We start from the raw sequence: 19,208 nt of genomic DNA, 5'->3' as shown, positions 1-19,208 counted from the left end.
CTCGCCACACTGGTTCCATGACGCATTCACTTCTGCATCGCAACGCACTCGTCACCGGATCGACCGGGGGAATCGGCGCCGCCATCGCGCAGGCACTAGCCGCCGCCGGAGCCTTCGTAGTGGTCAGTGGCCGCGACCCCGCACGTGGCCGCGCGGTCGTGCAGAGCATCACCGACTCCGGCGGTCACGGCACGTTCGTGCAGGCGGATCTGGCTGACGGGGAGGTGGCCATCCGGCACCTGGCCGAGCGAGCCCAGACGGCGACCAGCGACGCCAGAGTGGACATTCTTGTGAATAATGCCGCGCAGCTGATCGCCCCAACCCCAACCGCTGAGGTACCGGCCGAGCTGATCACCCGGGCTCTGGCCGTGAACGTGACGGCACCGTTCCTGCTCACCGGCATACTCGCTCCAGCGATGGCCGCCCGGGGCTACGGCGCCGTAGTAAACGTCGGCTCAATCAATGGGCTGATCGGAATGGCCAACTCCGCCCTCTACGGGGCGACTAAGACCGCCGTTCACTCCCTCACCAAGAGCTGGGCCGCGGAGTACGCCGCCCGCGGAGTCCGGGTCAACACTATCGCCCCCGGCCCAACCGCCACCGAACGCAATACGGCCGTCGCCGAGCACCTGGCTCCGCTACTGGCCCGAACCCCATCCGGGCGCATGAGCACTCCGGATGAGATCGCGTCCGCCGTGGTCTTCCTGGCATCGGACGCGGCGCCGAATATGCACGGCGCCACACTGGTCGTCGACGGCGGCTTCGCCACCATCTGACCCCGGCTTGCCAAGAGCGCCGCAACGCAAAGGTCCTGCATATCGCGCGCCATAGCGCTCAATATGCAGGACGTTTCGCGCATCGATTTCGGTGCTGCAACGAGTCAGTCGTCGAAGCGATCGGGCAGCGTCAGGCCAAGGTTCTCCCGTAGCGTGTCGCCGACGTAGTCCGTCCCGACGATGCCGCGCTTGCGCAGTTCGTGCAGCAGACCATTGACGATGAAGTCGTGCTGCGTGGGGTCGGCCAGGCCGTTGAGCGAGATGACGTCCAGCACGCCGAGTCGGAACCGCTCCTCGATGGCGTCGGCCAACTGCTCGGGCGTGCCAGTGATGGCCCAGTGGCCGGTGTCCTGGGCGGCGATGATGAGTTGCCGCAGCGTGTAGCCGGCCCGTGCATATCCACTGAAAATATCGACCCGTCCGCGTCGGCGGTTCACCGAGCGGACGTCGGGCAGCAGACTCGCCGGAATACTGCGATCCAGCGGAAGGTCGCTCAGGTCGACCCCACCGCCGAGCATGTCGCTGACCTGAAGGCGTCCGCGTTCGAAGTCGATGGAGTCCTGCTTCTCGCGGGCGATTCGCTGCGCCTCAGCTTCGGTCGCGCCGAAGGTGGCATGGAAGGAGCTGAAGATCAACGGCAGTCCCGGGGCGCGGCGATGCGCCGCCGCTTCGGCCCTGATTCGGGTGGTGAAGTCGCGGGCGACGTCGATGGTCGGCAGCGACGTGAAGACGATCTCGGCATAGCGAGCCCCGAGCGCCCGGCCGGCCTCGGACTGTCCAGCCTGAATCTGTACCGGTCGCCCCTGGGGAAGTGGTGGGATGTTCAGCGGGCCGGCCACATCGAAGTATTTTCCCGAATGATTGATAGGCCGAACGCGGCTACGATCCAATACCGCCCGACCGTCTGGGCCGGCGCGCAATGCGCCTGGCAGCCAGCTGTCCCAGAGCGCGTTCACAACGTCGAGCGACTCAGCGGCCCGCGCGTAGCGCTCCTCCGGGGACGGCAGCTCCGCGGCGCCGAAGTTCTCCTCCCCGATCGCCGACGTCACGAGGTTCCAGGCCGCCCGCCCATTGCTGACGTGGTCCAGGGTGCCGAAGAGCCGGGCCAGGTTGAACGGATGATGAAATGTCGTCGAGACGGTGGCGATGAGGCCGATCCGAGAGGTCACCTGGCTCAGCGCGGCCACAAAAACCAGCGGTTCCTGGGCGCCGATGCTGCCCTGGGCATCGAAGGTGAGCAGATCGGCGGTGAAGAGCGCGTCGATCCGGGCCGCTTCGGCCAGTCGAGCGACGGTGACCGCGGTCTCCAGCGTCGAGCGCTGCGGGTCGACGGCCAGCTCGTAGGGGCCTGGGTAGCCCCCCGCGCCGGTCACCGTCTTCAGAGTTCTGGGTGGTGCGGTTGTCACGGATCTACTCCTCAGAGCTGGGGGCCAACGGTGGCCGGACCGGATGCGAACAGCGGAACTACACCTTCAGCAAAGCTGTAGGCCTCCTCGAGATGGGGGTAGCCGGAGAGGATGAACTCGTCTATACCGGCGTCCTGATATTCGGCGATCCGCTCGGCAACCTCGTCATGGCTGCCGACGAGCGCGGTGCCGGCTCCCCCACGCACCAGGCCGATCCCCGCCCACAGGTTCCGCGCCACGACCAGACGATCCCTTGACCCGCCGTGTAACTGCAGCATGCGCCCCTGCCCGACCGACTCCAGAGTTCGCAGCCGACGCTGGCCTTCGGCGATGGCCTCGTCGCTGAGGCCGGCGATCAGGTCGTCGGCGGCACGCCATGCCTGGGCCGCCGTGTCACGGCTGATGACGTGAATCCGCAGGCCGAATCGCAGCGTTCGCCCGTGCCGGGCGGCCTGATCCCGAACCCTCTGCACCTTCTCCGCGACCATCACCGGCGGTTCGCCCCAGGTGAGGTAGGTGTCGGCCTGACGGCCGGCGAGCTCCAGCGCAGGTTCGGAGGAGCCTCCGAGATAGACCAACGGCTGGGGATCAGGCGGCTCGCGCAGCAGCGAACTCTCCAGGTCGTAGTGCTGCCCATGATGATCGAAGGGGAGGCCGGCCCACGACTGCCGTACGACAGCGAGGAACTCCTCGGCCCGGTCGTAGCGGGCGTCATGGGAGAGCGGATCTCCGAAGCTTCGCTGCTCGGCGTCGCTGCTCCCGGCCACCACGTTGAGGAGCAGGCGCCCCGCGGAGAGCCGCTGAAAGGTCGCCGCCATATGAGCGGCCAGCGCCGGTTCGATCAGGCCCGGCCGGAAGGCGACCAGGAACTTCAGCCGGGTCGTCTGCGCGATCAGCGCGGCCGTGACCACCCAGGCGTCCTCGCAGTGCGCCCCGGTCGGGGTGAGCACGCCTTCGTAGCCGAGCTGGTCGGCGGCTCGGGCCACCTGACTCAGGTACTCCAGGGCGGCCGGCCGCTCACCGGCCGTTCGAGGCTGACGGTCGACCTGGGTAGCTCCGATTCCCAGTCCGTGAACCGACCCCCCAATCTGGCGCCCATCGCCGCCGGTCGGCAAAAACCAATGAAAGACTGGCTTCGTCACAATAGATTCCTCAGGGTCATAGTAGTTCTAGCGAACTAGTAGACAAGAGTATTCCGACCCAGGGAGGGCAATCCATCCAACCTCTGCGAGTTCGCCTGAGCACCTGCTGTAGCCATATCGTTTTAGTGGACATTGCCGATCGGCCGACCTACGCTGAACCGGTGCAACCGGTGACAAGTACGTACTGCGCCCAGAGCGGATTCCTCGTCCTCCATGGCCGCATGGGCTGTCGCCGCAGTTGTCGTCGCTGAGCGTGTCACCCTCATGCGCCGCCGGCTGTTACTCGCGTCCGGCCGTATCAGCTCAGCCTCTTGTCCCTCTGTGTTGGAGAGCTGCGTTATCCGCTCGGCCTAGCTGTGCCGTGGCGTCGAACCCATCCGTACTTCCCGTCAGGAGACACTCATGACCGATCCCGCCAACTGGTCGTTTGAGACCAAGCAGGTACACGCCGGTGCCGCACCGGACAGCAACACGAACGCGCGTGCCGTCCCGATCTACCAGACCACCTCCTACGTCTTCGACTCATCCGATCACGCCCGCAACCTCTTCGCCCTCAGCGAATTCGGCAACATCTACACGCGCATCCAGAACCCCACGCAGGCCGTGGTCGAGGAGCGCATCGCCGCCCTCGAGGGCGGTGTCGGGGCGCTGCTGGTGGCCTCGGGCCAGGCCGCCGAGACGCTGGCCATCCTCAACATCGCCGAGGCCGGCGACCACATCGTCTCCTCGTCCTCCCTGTACGGCGGGACCTACAACCTCTTCCACTACACGCTGCCCAAGCTGGGCATCCAGGTCAGCTTCGTCGACGACCCGGCTTCGCTGGACAGCTGGCGAGCCGCCGTCCGCCCGAACACCAAGCTCTTCTTCGGCGAGACGATCCCCAACCCCAAGTCCGACCTGCTCGACATCCGGGCCGTCGCCGATCTGGCCCACGAGATCGGTGTCCCGCTCATAGTCGACAACACCATCGCCACCCCATACCTGATCCGCCCGTTCGAGCACGGTGCTGACATCGTCGTCCACTCGGCGACGAAGTACATCGGCGGCCACGGCACCTCGATCGGCGGTGTCATCGTCGACGGCGGCCGCTTCGACTTCGCCCAGGACCCGGAGCGCTTCCCGAACTACAACACGCCCGACCCGAGTTACCACGGCCTGGTCTACGCCGAGGCGCTCGGCGTCGGATCCCCGCTCGGTGCGAACCTGGCTTTCATCCTCAAGGCTCGAGTCCAGCTACTACGCGACCTCGGTCCCGCCGTCTCCCCGTTCAACGCGTTCCAGTTCATCCAGGGCCTGGAGACGCTGAGCCTGCGGGTGGAGCGGCACATCGCCAACGCCCTCGCGGTCGCTCAGTACCTGGAGGGGCACGGTCAGGTGGAGAAGGTACTGTACGCCAGCCTGCCATCATCGCCCTACTACGAACTGGCCCAGAAGTACGCGCCGAAGGGTGCGGGCGCGGTGCTCGCCTTCGAGATCGCCGGTGGGCTGGACGCCGGCGTGAAGTTCGTCGAAGCACTGACGCTGCACAGCCATGTCGCGAACATCGGCGATGTGCGCAGCCTGGTGATCCACCCGGCCTCCACGACGCACTCACAACTCACTCCTGAGGAGCAGCTCGCCTCCGGCGTCACGCCTGGCCTGGTGCGCCTGGCCGTGGGCATCGAGGGAATCGACGACATCCTGGCCGACCTCGAGCAGGGCTTCGCGGCGGCCAAACTGTGACCCATCGACCGTGAACGCCTAGCCGTGCCCACCTCATATTGGCGTGCCGGCGACCCGATCGGCCGCCGGCAGTTCGTGTCGACGGGACCGCTGGATCTCGAGTCCGGGGAGAAGCTCCCGGATGCCGAAGTCGCCTACGAGAGTTGGGGCGAATTCACCGGAGACAACGCGGTACTCGTCGAACACGCACTGACCGGCGACTCGCACGTAACCGGCCCGGCGCAGCCGGGCCACCCGACCCCGGGTTGGTGGGATGGTCTCATCGGCCCGGGGCGTCCGCTCGATACCCGTCACTGGTTCGTACTGGCCACGAACGTACTCGGCGGGTGTCAGGGAACCACGGGGCCGAGTTCACTCGCTGCCGACGGCACCGCGTTCGGCTCTCGGTTCCCGCGCCTGACCGTACGCGATCAGGTGGCCGCCGAGATCGCCCTGGCCGACCAGCTCGGTATCGCGCGCTGGCGTGCGGTCCTCGGCGGCTCAATGGGCGGGATGCGCGCGGTGGAGTGGGGTGTCTCGGTGCCGGAGCGGGTCGAGCGGCTGATCCTAGTAGCCTGCGCAGCGGCGGCTACGGCTGAGCAGATCGCGCTCTGCTCGACCCAGGTCCATGCGATCGAAGCGGACCCGCAGTGGCAGGGCGGTGACTACTACGCCGACAGCCCGCCCACCCTGACGGGCCGCTCCGGCCGGCCTCCACTGGTCGGTATGGGGATCGCGCGACGGATCGCGCACATCAGTTACCGCTCGGAGCTCGAGCTCGGAGTCCGCTTTGGACGCTCCGCCCAGCCCTCGGAGGACCCTCTCGGCACCGGACGCTACGCCGTCGAGTCCTACCTCGATTATCACGCCGGCAAGCTGGGCCGTCGATTCGACCCGGGTAGTTATGTGAATCTGACTAGGGCCATGAACACCCATGACGTCGGCCGCGATCGCGGGACGGTCGCCTCAGCCCTCGGCCGGATCTCCGCCGCCACCACCGTCGTATCGATCTCCTCTGATCGCCTCTACCTGCCCACCCAGCAGGACGAGCTCGCCGACGGGATCGCCGGTGCCGCGCTGCATCGCATCGAAAGCCCATATGGACACGATGGATTCCTCATCGAGACCGAAGCGGTAGGCGCCGTCATCAGTGAGGCGATGGCCCAGCCCGGGCGATAGCCGCTACGGCTCGAATCGGTAGCCGAAGCCACGGACGGTGACGATCCGCGGCGCGTCCGGCCCCAGCTTCACGCGCACCCGGCGCACGTGGACGTCGACGGTGCGCATGGGCCCCCAGTCGTAGTGGTCCCAGGCCAGCTCCAGCAACTGCTGCCGACTGAAGACCCGACTCGGGTTGAGCATGAACGTCTTCAGCAGCATGAACTCCTGATAGGTGAGCTCGATACGGCGTCCCGAGACGCTGACCCGCAGCTCGTCGAGGTCCATGCTGAGCGGGCCGACACTGAGCGCCCCGGCCGCTCTGGGGACGATCTGCGCTGCCGGCGGCGGCACCAGCGTTGGAGCAACCTGGGCCAGTAGCTGGTCGGCCGACAACTCGGCGGCCGGAAGTTGGCGATGCGAGAGCAGATGGGGCTCGACGACCTCACGCAACCAACGCTGGTCGACCGCGCCGGGAACGGCAATGACCAGTACGGTGACTACGCTCGAATCGGCATCGGTGGTAGCTGGCGGATGGGCCGGGCGCAACTCGTTGCGCCGGGTGCGGTGATCGGCGAGATCGGTGACGAGTTCGGTGGCGGTACTCATAGGTTCACTCCTGGATGGTGACGGCGTTTGACCGGTGGATTTGCACTGACGAGCAGGGGAAACTGCGGTCATGCCCGACAGGCCGAGCTGCAGGTGCGCATCAGGTCCAGGTGGTGACGCGAGACAAGCGAAGCCGACTTCACGACACCAAGCCTCACCGATCGCGACCTTAGGAGTCAAGTATCTCTATCGGTTCAATAGGCAATGTCACAGTCGATTCGCAGGGCGATCACGTCACTCGGCGGGGTCAGCCTCCGCGAGTTACTGCTCCTCGGTGGCCTGCGTGACGCCGGCCGGCTCGATTGAGTTCGTCGTCTGCACCGCCCAAGCCAGCCCCATTGCAGCGGCCAACCGGAGCTCCGGCATGGTCACTCCAGCCTCGGTCAACTCGTTCGCGTCAACCGCTATCGCTTCACCGTCCTGGTGGGCGGCGACGCAGCGCACCAACCGTCCCATCGGCGTATCGGCACCGAACGCGGCCTCTTCAAGTTCCGGATCGAGGGTAAGCATCTCCCGCAGCTCCCCGGTCTCGATGTGCAGCATTGAGTGCAGGGCCGACAGCATGCCGGCGGTGAAGGCAAACGAGGCGATGGCCGGCCCGAAGTGGACCGCCGTCAGTTCGCAGGTACGGGCACGGGCCAGCACCGCGACCAGATCGTCGGTGGAGCGGGAGGAGGAGCGCAGCACCAGGATCGTCAGCCAGCTGCGGATCCGCTCATCACCCAGCAGCACGAGGGCCTCGCGAATGCTACGGACCTCGCGGCCAGTCTGTCCGCTGCGTCCGACCGAGGCCAGCTTCATCAGTTGTAGGGCGAGGCCGGGTTCAGAACGGATGATCTCCTCGACCATCCGGGTGTCGAGCGTGTCACCCAGCAGGGTGGCGGCCAGTCGCACCCGGCCCAACTCGGAGGAGTCCAGTGTGCGGCCGGAGACGGTTCGGGGACGGGCCAGCGCGAAGCCCTGAAAGAGGTCGAAACCCAGCTCGCGACAGGTCGCCACCTCCTCGTCGGTCTCGACCTTCTCGGCGAGAAGTTGCACGTCGTACTGCCGCAGCCGGGTGACGAGTTCGGGGAGGTCCGACCACGGCAGCGCCTGGACGTCAATCTTGACGACGGAAGCGAGCTCGAGGAGCAGTTCGGCGCCCTCGAACCAGAGGAAGTCGTCGAGAGCGAGCCGATAGCCGCGGGCGATGAGGGTGCGGCAACCCGCCAGCACCTCCTCGTCCGGGTGGACGGTCTCCAGCACCTCGATGATCGTCTGATCGGGGGGGAGGTTGATCATCACGTCGCCGATGAGCACACTGCGATCGGCGTTGCAGAACATCAGCTTGTCACCGGCCAGGCGCTCGATGCCGATGTTCACCGCGCTGAACAGGACCGCCGCGGTCATCGCCTCGCCGTCCAGCGAAGTGGTGGCGGCCATCGCCTCCGGAACGGACCGGAAGAGCAGCTCGTAGCCGATCACGTCCAGGTCGCGGTCGAAGACGGGCTGACGCCCGACGATGACGTCACCCATGCGTGCCGTCCGTGCTCCCCGACATGCTGCTCAGTGTCCCTCCGCGCCGGTCGTCGACGCCAGTCGCGCGGTCTCCGGGGTGTGATGTGTCCTTCTCCTATCGCCCAGCGCCGGCCAATGCTTAGTCCCCCCGGTTCTAGAACTCTGGCTCTAGCACGTCTGGCGAAACTGCACAGGGCTGTACGGGGCTGTCGAATCCGGCTGGGGCCGTTCGACTTATTGATGAGCAGGCGGCGAAAGGGCCGTCCGCCATCACAGGAGGTTCCCATGCCGAACACCATCACTGCCGAGAACGCCAACGCCAGCTCATCCACTCGCGCGTCGCTGTGGTGGCCCGGTGTCAGCTACGCCGTCGTGGCCGCGGCCGCCACCATCGTCGTTGCCGCCCTAGCTCACGCTCTCGGCGCTTCGCTCGAGGTCGACGGGGAGGTGATCCCGCTCCTGGCATTCGCACAACTCACCTTCATCTTCTCCATGATCGGAGTCGCGCTGGCCGCACTTCTGCGCCGGAGGGTAGGCCGACCGGCCACCGCGTTCGTGCGCCTCACGCTAGTGCTAACCGGGTTGTCATTCCTGCCCGACCTGCTGACGCCGCATATCGACGCGGCCACCCGGGTGACCCTGCTAAGCACCCACATCGTGGCTGCAGCCATCGTGATCCCGCGGGTGGCGGCCCGGCTTCGCTAGCTGCAGCTGTCCTACCGCGGCCGTTCACCCGGTGAGAGCGAGCTCTGGTTCCGGGCGACGCGCAGCGGCGTACCCGGCGACGGTCGCCACCACGCAGCCGGCGAGCACAAAGGTGGCGCCGAGGATGGCCCACCCGGCCGTTCCGTGCCGGATCGCCGTCGCCGCGACGACCGCCGGCGCGAGCATCGCGGCCAGGGAGTAACCGGTCTGCGACAGGCCCTGGTACGCGCCCACGTTGCCCGGATCGGCCAGTTCGAACGCCAGACCCCAGCCTCCCGCCTCGGCCCAGACCTCGGCCAGGGCACCGGCCAGCGCCGCGAGCAGCAGGATGACGATCGCAACGACGGTGCCGCCCGAGGCCGAGGCGGCGTAGAGCAGGCAGGAGACGGCCAGTGTGAAACCGGCTCGACGCACCGTGCGGCCGGCGATGGCGACGTCATGGGTGCCCCTCGATGCCCGAACCTGGAAGAGGGCTACGAAGACGGTGTTGACCAGCAGCAGGACGGAGATCATCGCGGTGGGCGCGCTGGTACGGGTCGCGACCCAGAGTGGCACTCCGACCGTCTGCACACCGAACTGCATCGCGATGACGGAGTTGAACCCGACGGAGATCAGATAGGTCCGGTCGGTGAAGGGCGACCTCCGGTGAGTGCGGGAGACCTCGTTGTCATCATCCGGCCCGACTGGGTCGGGTTGCAGCGTCCTCCCCAGCAGCGGCACGTCCCGGCGCAGCCGGAGCAGCGGCAGGGCGGCCGAGATCGTCAACGCCCCGACGATCGCCATCGACAACCGGTAGCTGTCGGCGGTGCCGGCGACCAGGGCGAGGCCGGCGGCGCAGGTGCCGACGCCGATCGAGACGTTGGTCAGTACTCGCATTCGCGCCCGCACGGCGACCCGCTGCGGTCCGACGAACCACCGGGCCAGCAGTACCGCACGCGACGTGCCCTGCAGGCCGGAGAACCCCACCGCACAGCAGGCGATAAGCGTGAACGAGACTGGGCCGCCGGCGAGCAGGTAGGCGAAGAGCGCGACGCCCTGGGCCGCCAACGCGGCGGCCTGCACCCGGTCGGCTCCCAGCACGTCACTCAATCGACCACCGACAAAGGAGGTTGCCACCCCGCAGGCGCCGGCGATCGTCAGCCCGATACCGACCGTGGTGGCCGGCAGCCCGACTACCCGGGTGAAATAGAGCGCGCTGACAGTGAAGAACACGCCCTTCGACAGGGATGAGGTGACGGTCGCGAGCGATAGAGCACGCTCGACCGGTTCGGCGGGGAGCAGGCGGCGGATCACCTGACCAGTTATTCCAGGACGCCGGCCGCCGGGCCATAGATGTAGCGTAGTGCTTCATGATCGAGTACGAGCTCACAGGAATGGATCTCGGCGAGATCCGTTTCGCGGTGTCGCCGTTGAACGAATTGACGCTCTCCCTGCGGACCTGGCGCGACCCCGGTCGCTACCCGCTGCACCTGCCTTGGCTCCGGGCCACCGGCCCGGCACGCGCCACCTTGGACGGGGAGATGCTCGAAGCGCTCACCAACGCCGATCTCTGGACCCCTGACTTTCTCAGCCCTAGGCCGGTCTCACCGCTCACCGCCTTCGCCGGCGAACTGGCGCGGATCCGCGATACCCCGACAGCTGTCGTCCGCGAACACCTGGCGGCGATCCACCCCACCGGGCTGCCACCCGTGCTGAGCGGACCGACGGGCAAGGTACTTCGTCGGATCAGCGCAGCTCTAGCAGAGTACTGGGCGACCTGCTTCGAACCGTGGTGGCCGCGCATGAGAGCTGTACTCGAGGCCGATATCGTCTATCGCGGCCGCATGATCGCCCGTCTTGGAATGGCGGAGATGCTCGGCGACGTCAGCCCCCGGGTGAGGCTGATCGAGAACGTGGTGCAATTTCAGCCCGCAGGTGAGCCGCATCAGCTTTCGACGGTCTACCGCCGGCGACGGCATGACCCTTCTTCCATCGCTCTTCGTCAGGTACGCATCGACTCCGATCACGCCCCAGGAGCCACCGCTGCTGATGTACGCGGCGCGCGGCATCGGGACGCTCTGGGAGAGTGAGCGGACTACGGCACCAGCAGCATTGGAGGCGGTGCTCGGCGGGGTGCGGGCCGGCCTGCTGAACCTACTGGCATCGCCGGCCTCCTCGACCGAACTGGCGCTGCGGCTAGGTGTCAGCCCGTCGGCCGTGAACCAACATCTGCGGCCGCTACGGGATGCCGGGCTGCTCATCTCCGCCCGCCACGGACGCTCGATGCTCTATCTACGCTCAGCCCTTGGCGATCAACTCGTTGCCGGAAGGGCCGGATTGCCCGCCGGTGGCCCCGAGACAAGACTTAGCGCCGGCGGCGCCGCGCGCGAAAATCAGCGTCGGGACGGTTCCGCGGCTTCGACCGGGCGCGTCCGGGCACCGCGCGCCCGCCGGTCATAGATCACGAAGAGTGCCACCGCCGCGATGGCCGCCACGGCTTCGGCGAGCGCGCTCACCCACTTGCCGGTCGGCTGCCAGTAGGGGTCATACATGTTGGGAATCGGCCCGATCGCACCGACGTCGACGTACCGGTACAGGACCACCGCGACCGTTCCGGCGGCGGCAACCAGGGCGGCGAATGCTGCCGTGTAGCGCCGCGGGCGTAGCAGCAGCGCGACTGCGGCGACGATCGCCGCCACCGCCTCAACTCGGAACAGATCCGCCTGACTCAGCGTGCTCGTCTTCACGTGCTCGAAAGCCGAAGCGAGGTCCAGATGGACATAGGCGTCGATGGCTAAGCCGACGACGGCTATGCCGATCAGGAACAACTGCGTCGTATGACTGCGTTGACCGTTCACCGGACCAGCACCTCCACCCGGACTCGTGGTCAAGTCGGTTGCCGGCCCAGCCACCGACGTGGAGCCCTACCCCTTCATACGTAGTCCGGCCGGATCTGGTTCACATTCAGGCGGCTTTGGTGGCGGCTTTGGCGGCGGCTTTGGCGGCGGATTTAGTCGCGCCTTTGGTAGCCAAGCTGGGATAGCGCTTGGCCACCCGACGCGACACCGTCCGATACGTTCCAGCAGTATCCGACCGGGCCGAGTACCGCAGCGCCGCCCGCGCGCGCTTCTTGGTGTCAATCGGGTACTTCCCCTGGCTGCCGCCGATCGGTGAGCCAGGTGGGTACACGAAGTCGGACTTCTGCAAGGAATTTCGCTTGGCCGCGTTCATATTTCTCCCTAATCTCCGATGCCCGGTCGGGCAGCTTCACGACACGCGACGACTATGCGCGGTGCGTTGCCTCGGGGCGCGCCTCAGCGTCGTAGGTCGGCTGGGTCGTTGGCGCAGCGTCGGCCGCCGGCGCAGCGTTGTAGGTCTCCTGCGGCTGACCCGACTGAGTCACCCCGTCGGTCGCTGCGTTGTTTACCCCGTTGTTTACCCCGTTGTACGTCTCCTGCGGCTGTCCGTCATCGCTCAGTGTCGGGTCGAGCTCAACGGCCCGGGCACGCAGCTTCTCCGACTCGGCGGTGTGCTCGTCGGCGACCGCGAGGCGTTCCCGCGCTTCACGTTCCCGCTCGCGGGCCTGCAACTCCGCCTCCGCGCGCTCGCGCTCGGCTCGCGCCACCTGCTCCTGCGCCGTAGCGCGCTCCATGTCGGCCCGGGTGGCGCTCTCACGAGCGTTGGAGAGATGTTCACGTGCCTCAGCCTGCTTGCGTTCCGTCTCCAGCCGGCTACGTTCGGCCGAGCGTCGGCGCTGGCGGGGCAGCACGAGCGCAGCTATCAGCACGAAGAGAACGACAATCACCAGAACTACGATCAACAACGATTTCACGGTGTGCACCTCGACATCTGGCCCGGAGGCACCCCACGGTGGGGCGCGCGGCGCCAGGAACGTGTTACCCAGCCTCACCGAACGGCAAACACCGTAGCTGCGTGCGCTACCGGCATCGCCCATTCGCTGCCCGCCGTCCCGGCTAACGCGCCCGGTTGCCGGCGAGTTCGCGCAGCAGGTTCGCCGCGAACTTCTCTCCGGTGCGCTGCATCGTCGAGGAGATCACCCGGGTGACCGCGGGTCCGGCGGCCTTCGGCAAGGGAAGTTCGATACTGATCGTTATGCGAATGGCGAGCGAAGTGCCGCCCTCCACCGCGTGAAGGTCGTATCGCCCCGCAACGCCGGTGCGCTCACGGACCCCTGCCGGCGGGTCGTGGGCGTAGACGATCTGACTGAGCGGCTCGAAGGACATCCGCTCGGTGAAGGTCGGGCTGATGTTCACCCCCAAGGCGGCGATTCTCTGCAGGTGCCAAGTCCAGTGGTCGCCGTCGGCATCGATGCGGCTCAGTAGCGGAGTCAGCCGGGTAAGCGCCGCCGGATCGGTCAGGAGACCCCAGATGGCCTCCCGTTCGGCCGGGACCACCGCGGTGGATTCATTCGTCGCAGAGAACGTGTTCACGTAGTCCAACCTCCCCAAAACACGAGCCATCTGAACAGCGCAGCCCATAGCACCGAACGTGACCGGGGGCGCGTCTTGCCACGCCACGATCGGGATTCGCCGCATCACGAGGACTTGACCTGGAGAGTGACAGAGTCGGTTTGCGGGAAACCTGGCAACACAAGTGCACAGTTGGAGTCAATGATGACTGAACAGATCACCGAATCCAGGCAGCTCGAGATCTCCCGGCGCGCGGCGCTGGCGGGCATGGGCGGACTCGCTGTCATGGGCACCGCTCTCTCGACCGGGCTCCTGGGCGCCGCCCCTGCGGCCGCCGAGCCGATCGTCGCCGAACCATCCGCGAACGGGTCCCCACCGCTGCCCAAGCCAAGACCGGGCGCGGACGAACGGAAGATAAGCAGCCTGCTTCGCCGGATGACATTGGCCGAGAAACTCGGGCAGTTACAGCTGGTGAACACTCCCGATCTCGCCCGGCAGGCGTTGAGCACGACGCCGTGCGGCGGCGTCTTCTCCGTCGTCGGCGCGGCGACGCTGAACTCCCTGCAGCATCAAGCAGTGGAGCAGACGCGCCTCGGCATTCCGCTGATCTTCGGGCTCGACGTGATCCACGGTTACACCACCAACTTCCCGATCCCGCTCGGCCAGGCGTCGAGCTTCGACCCCGCAGTGGCGACCACCGATGCCACTGTCTCAGCCGCCGAGGCGCGCCGGAGTGGGATCACCTGGACCTACGCGCCGATGATGGATGTGACCCATGAGCCGCGATGGGGTCGCATCGCCGAAGGAGATGGAGAGGATCCGTACCTGGCCAGCCAGATGGCGGTGGCGAAGGTGCAGGCCTACCAGGGCAGCGACTACTCGGCCGGCGACAAACTGGCCGCCTGCGCGAAGCATTTCGTCGCCTACGGCGGTACGGAGGGCGGCCGCGACTACAACACCGTCGACGTCTCGATCTCCGAGCTGCACAACCACTATCTGCCGCCGTTCAAGGCCGCGGTGCAGGCCGGCGTGGCCACCCTGATGGCCTCCTTCAACGCGGTGGCCGGAGTGCCCGCGCACGCCAACTCCTACACGATTCGCCAGGTTTTGAAAGGCAGTTACCACTTTGACGGCTTCGTGGTGAGTGACTACACCGGAATTCACGAGCTCATCAATCACGGCGTCGCCGGTAACGGAGCCGACGCTGCGGCCGCCGGCATCACCGCCGGCGTCGACATGGAGATGGTCTCGACCGATTACTTCGACAACGCGGTACAGCTGCTCGCTCAGCACCGCATCACCGAGCAGCAGATCGACGACGCGGTGCGCCGGATTCTGCGGGTGAAGTTCGCACTCGGCCTATTCGACAACCCCTACGTCGACGAGACCGGCGAGGTGACCGCGGTCTCCCCCGCGGCCCGTGCGCAGGCGCGCAGCACCGCCGGCCGGAGCATCGTCCTGCTCAAGAACGACAACTCCCTGCTGCCACTGAAGAAGAGCGCACGGGTCGCGCTGATCGGCCCGCTGGCCAAAGCCACCTTCGACCTCAACGGCACCTGGTCGGGCCTGGGAACCGGAGCCGGCACCACAGCACCGGTGACCGTCTTCGACGGCATCAGCGCCAACGCCTCGAACGTCAGCTACGCGCCCGGCTGCGATATCGAGTCCTCCGACACCTCCCAGTTCGCCGCGGCGGTGGCGACCGCCCGGGGCGCCGACGTGGTGGTGCTGGCCCTCGGCGAGAGCGCGGCGATGAGTGGCGAGGCGTCTGCGCGTAGCAACATCGACCTCCCCGGCGTCCAGGCGGACCTGCTGGCGGCGATCGTGGCTACGAAGAAGCCGGTCGTCGTGGTGCTCTTCAACGGCCGTCCGCTGACGCTGCAGTCCACACATGACACCGCGACGGCGATAGTGGAGGCGTGGGCCCCCGGCGTCGAGGGCGGCAATGCGGTGGCCGATGTGCTGTACGGAAAGGTGAATCCGGGCGCCAAGCTGCCGGTCTCCTTTCCGCGGGCCGTCGGGCAGGTGCCGATCTACTACAACCACCTGAACACCGGCCGTCCGGCCGACCCGAACAACAAGTACACGTCGAAGTACCTCGACCTCCCCAGCGGTCCGCTGTATCCGTTCGGGTTCGGCCTCAGCTACACCACCTTCGCGATCAACAATCTGCGGTTGAGTTCAGGGCGGCTCAGTCGCCGCGGCGGCAAGATCACCGTCTCGGCTGATGTCCGTAACACCGGTTCGAGAAGCGGTGACGAGGTCGTGCAGCTCTACATTCACGACCCGGTGGCGAGTCTGGCCCAGCCGGTGCGCCGGCTGCGGGGCTTCAGCCGGGTCACCCTCGCCCCTGGGCAGACCAAGACGGTCAAGTTCACGCTCGGCACCGATGACGTCGGCTTCTATGACAACAACGCCCGCTTCCTGGTCGAGCCGGGTCAGATCGAGGTGTACGTCGGCAGCAGCTCCGAGGCCACGCTCACCGCCACCTTCACCGTCACCTGAGCCGGTCGGGCGACCACGAATTGAGGCAGGCCGGGTGGCCGCACCGTTTGAACGCGGCACGCGCGGGCTGAGTCGAATAAAGTCACCTGATGTCTGTGAAACGGCTGGTCGTGTCGGTGCTGACCGCCGTTGTGGCCCTCTTCGCCCTCGCGGGCGTCCTGGTCGCGGTTCAGGCCGTCGCTGTGCATCGCTCGCAGCAGCGGTTGCAGACAGTCTGGGACCCGGCGGCGCTGGTGAGCCGGCAATTGCTCGGCGATTACGTCAACCAAGAGACCGGCGAGCGGGGCTACCTCATCACCGGCGACCCGACGTTCCTGCAGCCCTACACCGACGGTTTGGCCGCGGCCCGCACCGATACGGCCAAGCTGGCCAAGCTACTGGTCGGCTCAGCCATCGCGGAACTCGATGCGGTCCGGGCGGCCGGCGGGGACTGGGCGGCGGCCAGCGCACCCGAGTTGGACGCCCGCCGCGACGGCGATGACGCACGAGCAGATCGCCTGGTCGCCGCCGGCGCCGGAAAGGCGGCCTTCGACGCGCTGCGAATGCGGCTTGAACATCTGCAGGCGAGCGTGGACGCGGCCCGCAGCAGCGAGCAGCGCACCGAGGCCAACGCGACGGCGGCCCTGGCCATGACCCTCTTCGCGGCCGGGGCGTTGGCGGTACTCGCCGTCCTGGTGCTCAGTGTCGGCGCTTTTCGCGGCATCATCACCCCACTGGCCGCGCTGGGGGCCCGGCTCCACCTGGTCAGCGATGGTGCCGTGCACAGCGTGATCACGGCCAGCGGCCCGACCGAGATCCGTGAACTGGGACGTGACGCGGAGGCCATGCGCGCCCACCTCGTCGCGCAGATTGACAACGCCCAACGGGCCACCGAAGGGCTGGTCCAGCAAGCGCCGGTGGTGGTGGAACTGCGCCAGGCTCTGCAACCCTCCCCGGTGCCGACCAGCGAGCGGGGGCTTCAGATCGCCGGAGAGATGGTGCCCGCTGAGGGCGAGATCGCCGGCGACTGGTGGGACACCATTCGCCATCCCGACGGGCGCGTCACCCTGCTGCTCGCCGACGTGTCCGGTCACGGCCCCGCCGCGGCCCTCCTGGCCGTCGCTCTCAAGGCGGTGCTGCGCGCGGGTGTCCGCACCGGGCAGAACTCGGCCGAACTCCTCGACCGCCCGGCCCGCGACGTCTTCACCGCGCAGCCGGCCATGTTCGCCACTGCCGTCATCATCGAGTTCGACCCCACCGCCAATCAGCTGCACTGGGCCAACGCGGGGCACCCCCCACCGCTGCTGCTCACGGCAGACGGCCAGGTTCATCAACTCGACCCGACCGGGCCGCTGATCAACCCGGTCACCTCCGGCACTACCCGACGCACCATCGCTTTCGGCCCGGGAGATTCGCTGCTCGCTTATAGCGACGGCCTCATCGAATCCCCCGACCAGCACGACGTCACGCTCAGTGAGGCCGCGTTGGTGCAGGCAGTTCGTGGAACGACGTCAGCCCCGCAGGTCGTCGACGTCGTGCTGGCGCTGTTGGAGTCACATACCGGGAGCCACCGGCACCGCGACGACATCACGGTCGTCAGCGCGTATCGCAGTCCCGAACTCCAGCAGCCCGCCCCGATGGCGCCCCCGACCGCCGTCGTCGCCCAGGGGTGGGAGCCTCGGAGGTCGTGACGCTCGGCAAGTTGCTAGTTGCCGCCGTCGAAGTTGACCGGTCGGCGCGGGCGGGTTTCGATCGCGCATCCGCCGGGTACAACCGGGCCGACCGCGGAAATCGGCTCGCCGCCAGCCGGCGAACTGCCCGACCGTCGCCTAGGAAGGCAGAGATGAGCAGAACCGGGCCTGGTATGACCGAAGTGAGCGTGACGGTCAATGCAACCGCAGAGCGAGTCTTCGCTGAACTCAGCGACGGTTGGGCCTACGCCGGTTGGGTCGTCGGAGCAACTCACATTCGCGACGTCGACCCCGGTTGGCCCGCGCGAGGAAACAAGATTCACCACAAGATCGGATCGTGGCCGGTCGTGCTCACCGACGACACCGAGTCCCTCGAGTGCGTCCCGAACATGCGGCTGGTGCTGCGCGCCCGTGGCTGGCCCCTGGGCGAGGCCACGGTCGATATCGTCGTCGAGGCCGAGAGTCCCGACCGGACCCGGGTCACGCTAGGTGAGGCGCCGACCGGCGGCCCGGGCAAGTGGTTGGACAACCCTGGATTTCGCTGGGGACTTCGCGCTCGCAACGTCGAGTCGCTGCGCAGGCTGAAGGATCGGGTCGAGCACCGCCACCTCACGACCGGTCAGTGAGCGACTGCACCCGCTCCGCCTCAGCAACCCGCTGCAGCTCGTCGGCATCCAGCTTGCGAGTGTCGCGAACGGCAACGAATGGCTCGACGTCTTCGGGCAGACCGTCCTGAATCGCGCGTTGGTGTTCGGTCTCGGCGTTGAACTCGGCGCCGAGGAGGATGGCAATGTTCGTGATCCAGAGCCAGACCAGAAAGATGATGACGGTGGCCAGCGACCCGTAGGTCTTGTTGTAGGAACCGGCGAGCGAGACGTACACCGCGAATCCGGCCGATGCGATGAGCCAGATGACAACGGCAAGGACGCCGCCGGGCGTGATCCATCGGACGCCGGGCTGCTTGACATTGGGGCAGGCCCAGTACAGAAGTGAGAACATCCCGCTGACGAACAGCAGCAGCACCGGCCACTTCAGCACGTCCCAGAGCAGCACGGCCGTGTCGCCGATCCCGAGACTGTGCCCGACCTGGGTCGCGATCGGCCCGGTGAGCACGACAATGAGGGCACTGGCCACCAGCAGGAACATGATCGCGAGGGTGACGCCGAGACGCACCGGTGTGGTCTTCCAAATGGGACGACCTTCGTCGACTCCATAGATGGTGTTGATGGCCCGCATGAACGCAGCCACGTAGCTGGAGGCTGACCAGATGGCGAGCAGAATCCCGATGATGGCGGCTACACCGGCACTTGCGGCCCGGCCCTGCGTCTGTTCGACGACGCCGTTGACGAACGACCGCACCTCGCCCGGAGCCAACTGGTCGACGTTGGCGAGGACCTTGTCGGTCGTGCTGCTGCCAACCAGTCCCAGCAGCGAGACCAGGACCAGCACGGCGGGGAAGAGCGCGAGCACGCCGTAGTAGGTGAGCGCGGCGGCTCGATCGGTGATGTCGTCGTGGGTGAATTGTTGAAGCGAGCGTTTCAGGATCGCGCGCCAGCCGGCCCGGGGGATGTCGGTCGGCGTGCGCGGTTCTTCGACGGCGCGGTGAGTGGTGGCCATATCAGCTTTCTCG

General features: G+C 67.1%; 19 protein-coding genes. 9 read left to right on the top strand and 10 right to left on the bottom strand.

Annotation, left to right across the window (positions count from 1 at the left end; genetic code table 11):
- Positions 1-17: 17 nt before the first annotated feature.
- A complete protein-coding gene (locus CPH63_RS08175) occupies positions 18-776 on the top strand; it encodes an SDR family NAD(P)-dependent oxidoreductase (protein ID WP_096302446.1) in 759 nt (252 codons plus the stop codon).
- 104 nt (positions 777-880) lie between these two features.
- Here the strand turns inward: CPH63_RS08175 and CPH63_RS08170 are convergent, their stop codons facing one another.
- Complete coding sequence (locus CPH63_RS08170; RefSeq protein ID WP_096302445.1) at positions 881-2,182, bottom strand: NtaA/DmoA family FMN-dependent monooxygenase; 1,302 nt, start codon at positions 2,180-2,182, stop codon at positions 881-883.
- Between the two features lie 11 nt (positions 2,183-2,193).
- Positions 2,194-3,324, bottom strand: a complete 1,131-nt coding sequence (locus tag CPH63_RS08165; protein ID WP_172892183.1) for an LLM class flavin-dependent oxidoreductase — start codon at positions 3,322-3,324, stop codon at positions 2,194-2,196.
- Positions 3,325-3,726: 402 nt separating this feature from the next.
- Between CPH63_RS08165 and CPH63_RS08160 the strand changes: the two genes are divergently transcribed.
- Positions 3,727-5,046 carry a bifunctional o-acetylhomoserine/o-acetylserine sulfhydrylase gene (locus CPH63_RS08160; RefSeq protein WP_096302443.1) on the top strand — a complete coding sequence of 440 codons (1,320 nt, stop codon included), beginning with the start codon at positions 3,727-3,729 and terminating at the stop codon, positions 5,044-5,046.
- 24 nt (positions 5,047-5,070) lie between these two features.
- Positions 5,071-6,204 carry a homoserine O-acetyltransferase gene (locus CPH63_RS08155; protein ID WP_096302442.1) on the top strand — a complete coding sequence of 378 codons (1,134 nt, stop codon included), beginning with the start codon at positions 5,071-5,073 and terminating at the stop codon, positions 6,202-6,204.
- A gap of 3 nt (positions 6,205-6,207) precedes the next feature.
- On the opposite strand, the gene CPH63_RS08150 is transcribed toward CPH63_RS08155, so the two are convergent.
- Together CPH63_RS08150 and CPH63_RS08145 are read right to left on the bottom strand one after the other, a co-directional pair.
- Complete coding sequence (locus CPH63_RS08150; protein WP_157749381.1) at positions 6,208-6,792, bottom strand: winged helix-turn-helix domain-containing protein; 585 nt, start codon at positions 6,790-6,792, stop codon at positions 6,208-6,210.
- A 261-nt stretch (positions 6,793-7,053) separates the two neighbouring features.
- Positions 7,054-8,307, bottom strand: coding sequence for an EAL and HDOD domain-containing protein (locus CPH63_RS08145; RefSeq protein WP_096302440.1), 1,254 nt, complete (start codon positions 8,305-8,307; stop codon positions 7,054-7,056).
- A 267-nt stretch (positions 8,308-8,574) separates the two neighbouring features.
- Here CPH63_RS08145 and CPH63_RS08140 point away from each other — a divergent pair, with 267 nt between their 5' ends.
- Entirely contained in the window at positions 8,575-8,994 is a 420-nt protein-coding gene (locus CPH63_RS08140) for a DUF6069 family protein (protein ID WP_096302439.1), read from the top strand.
- 24 nt (positions 8,995-9,018) lie between these two features.
- On the opposite strand, the gene CPH63_RS08135 is transcribed toward CPH63_RS08140, so the two are convergent.
- A complete protein-coding gene (locus CPH63_RS08135; protein ID WP_197704631.1) occupies positions 9,019-10,287 on the bottom strand; it encodes an MFS transporter in 1,269 nt (422 codons plus the stop codon).
- 80 nt (positions 10,288-10,367) lie between these two features.
- Between CPH63_RS08135 and CPH63_RS22775 the strand changes: the two genes are divergently transcribed.
- On the top strand, positions 10,368-11,063 hold the full coding sequence (locus CPH63_RS22775) for a hypothetical protein (RefSeq protein WP_197704630.1): 696 nt from the start codon (positions 10,368-10,370) through the stop codon (positions 11,061-11,063).
- A complete protein-coding gene (locus CPH63_RS23660; protein ID WP_371364470.1) occupies positions 10,951-11,433 on the top strand; it encodes an ArsR/SmtB family transcription factor in 483 nt (160 codons plus the stop codon). The genes CPH63_RS22775 and CPH63_RS23660 overlap by 113 nt, the downstream gene beginning before the upstream one ends.
- Here CPH63_RS23660 and CPH63_RS08125 read toward each other — a convergent pair.
- From CPH63_RS08125 to CPH63_RS08110, 4 genes are all read right to left on the bottom strand, one after another.
- Positions 11,367-11,831, bottom strand: a complete 465-nt coding sequence (locus tag CPH63_RS08125) for a hypothetical protein (protein ID WP_157749380.1) — start codon at positions 11,829-11,831, stop codon at positions 11,367-11,369. The two genes, CPH63_RS23660 and CPH63_RS08125, sit on opposite strands and share 67 nt — an antisense overlap.
- Before the next feature lie 106 nt (positions 11,832-11,937).
- A complete protein-coding gene (locus CPH63_RS08120; RefSeq protein ID WP_096302436.1) occupies positions 11,938-12,204 on the bottom strand; it encodes a hypothetical protein in 267 nt (88 codons plus the stop codon).
- A gap of 52 nt (positions 12,205-12,256) precedes the next feature.
- Positions 12,257-12,805: a hypothetical protein gene (locus tag CPH63_RS08115; protein ID WP_197704628.1), complete on the bottom strand. Its 549-nt coding sequence runs from the start codon at positions 12,803-12,805 to the stop codon at positions 12,257-12,259.
- Between the two features lie 142 nt (positions 12,806-12,947).
- Positions 12,948-13,424: an SRPBCC family protein gene (locus CPH63_RS08110; RefSeq protein ID WP_157749379.1), complete on the bottom strand. Its 477-nt coding sequence runs from the start codon at positions 13,422-13,424 to the stop codon at positions 12,948-12,950.
- Positions 13,425-13,604: 180 nt separating this feature from the next.
- Between CPH63_RS08110 and bglX the strand changes: the two genes are divergently transcribed.
- From bglX to CPH63_RS08095, 3 genes are all read left to right on the top strand, one after another.
- Complete coding sequence (gene bglX, locus CPH63_RS08105) at positions 13,605-15,908, top strand: beta-glucosidase BglX (protein ID WP_197704627.1); 2,304 nt, start codon at positions 13,605-13,607, stop codon at positions 15,906-15,908.
- 89 nt (positions 15,909-15,997) lie between these two features.
- On the top strand, positions 15,998-17,578 hold the full coding sequence (locus CPH63_RS08100) for a PP2C family protein-serine/threonine phosphatase (RefSeq protein WP_096302434.1): 1,581 nt from the start codon (positions 15,998-16,000) through the stop codon (positions 17,576-17,578).
- A 152-nt stretch (positions 17,579-17,730) separates the two neighbouring features.
- The gene (locus tag CPH63_RS08095) at positions 17,731-18,204 is read left to right on the top strand and encodes an SRPBCC family protein (RefSeq protein ID WP_157749378.1); all 474 of its coding nucleotides are present in this window, start codon (positions 17,731-17,733) and stop codon (positions 18,202-18,204) included.
- On the opposite strand, the gene CPH63_RS08090 is transcribed toward CPH63_RS08095, so the two are convergent.
- Complete coding sequence (locus tag CPH63_RS08090; protein ID WP_197704626.1) at positions 18,188-19,195, bottom strand: YihY/virulence factor BrkB family protein; 1,008 nt, start codon at positions 19,193-19,195, stop codon at positions 18,188-18,190. The two genes, CPH63_RS08095 and CPH63_RS08090, sit on opposite strands and share 17 nt — an antisense overlap.
- Between the last annotated feature and the right edge of the window lie 13 nt (positions 19,196-19,208).

Source organism: Jatrophihabitans sp. GAS493 (genome assembly GCF_900230215.1).
In the GTDB taxonomy this organism is placed as follows: Bacteria; Actinomycetota; Actinomycetes; order Mycobacteriales; family Jatrophihabitantaceae; genus MT45.
The sequence above is the reverse complement of the archived record's forward strand: the minus strand, read 5'-3'. Positions and strand labels throughout refer to the sequence as shown.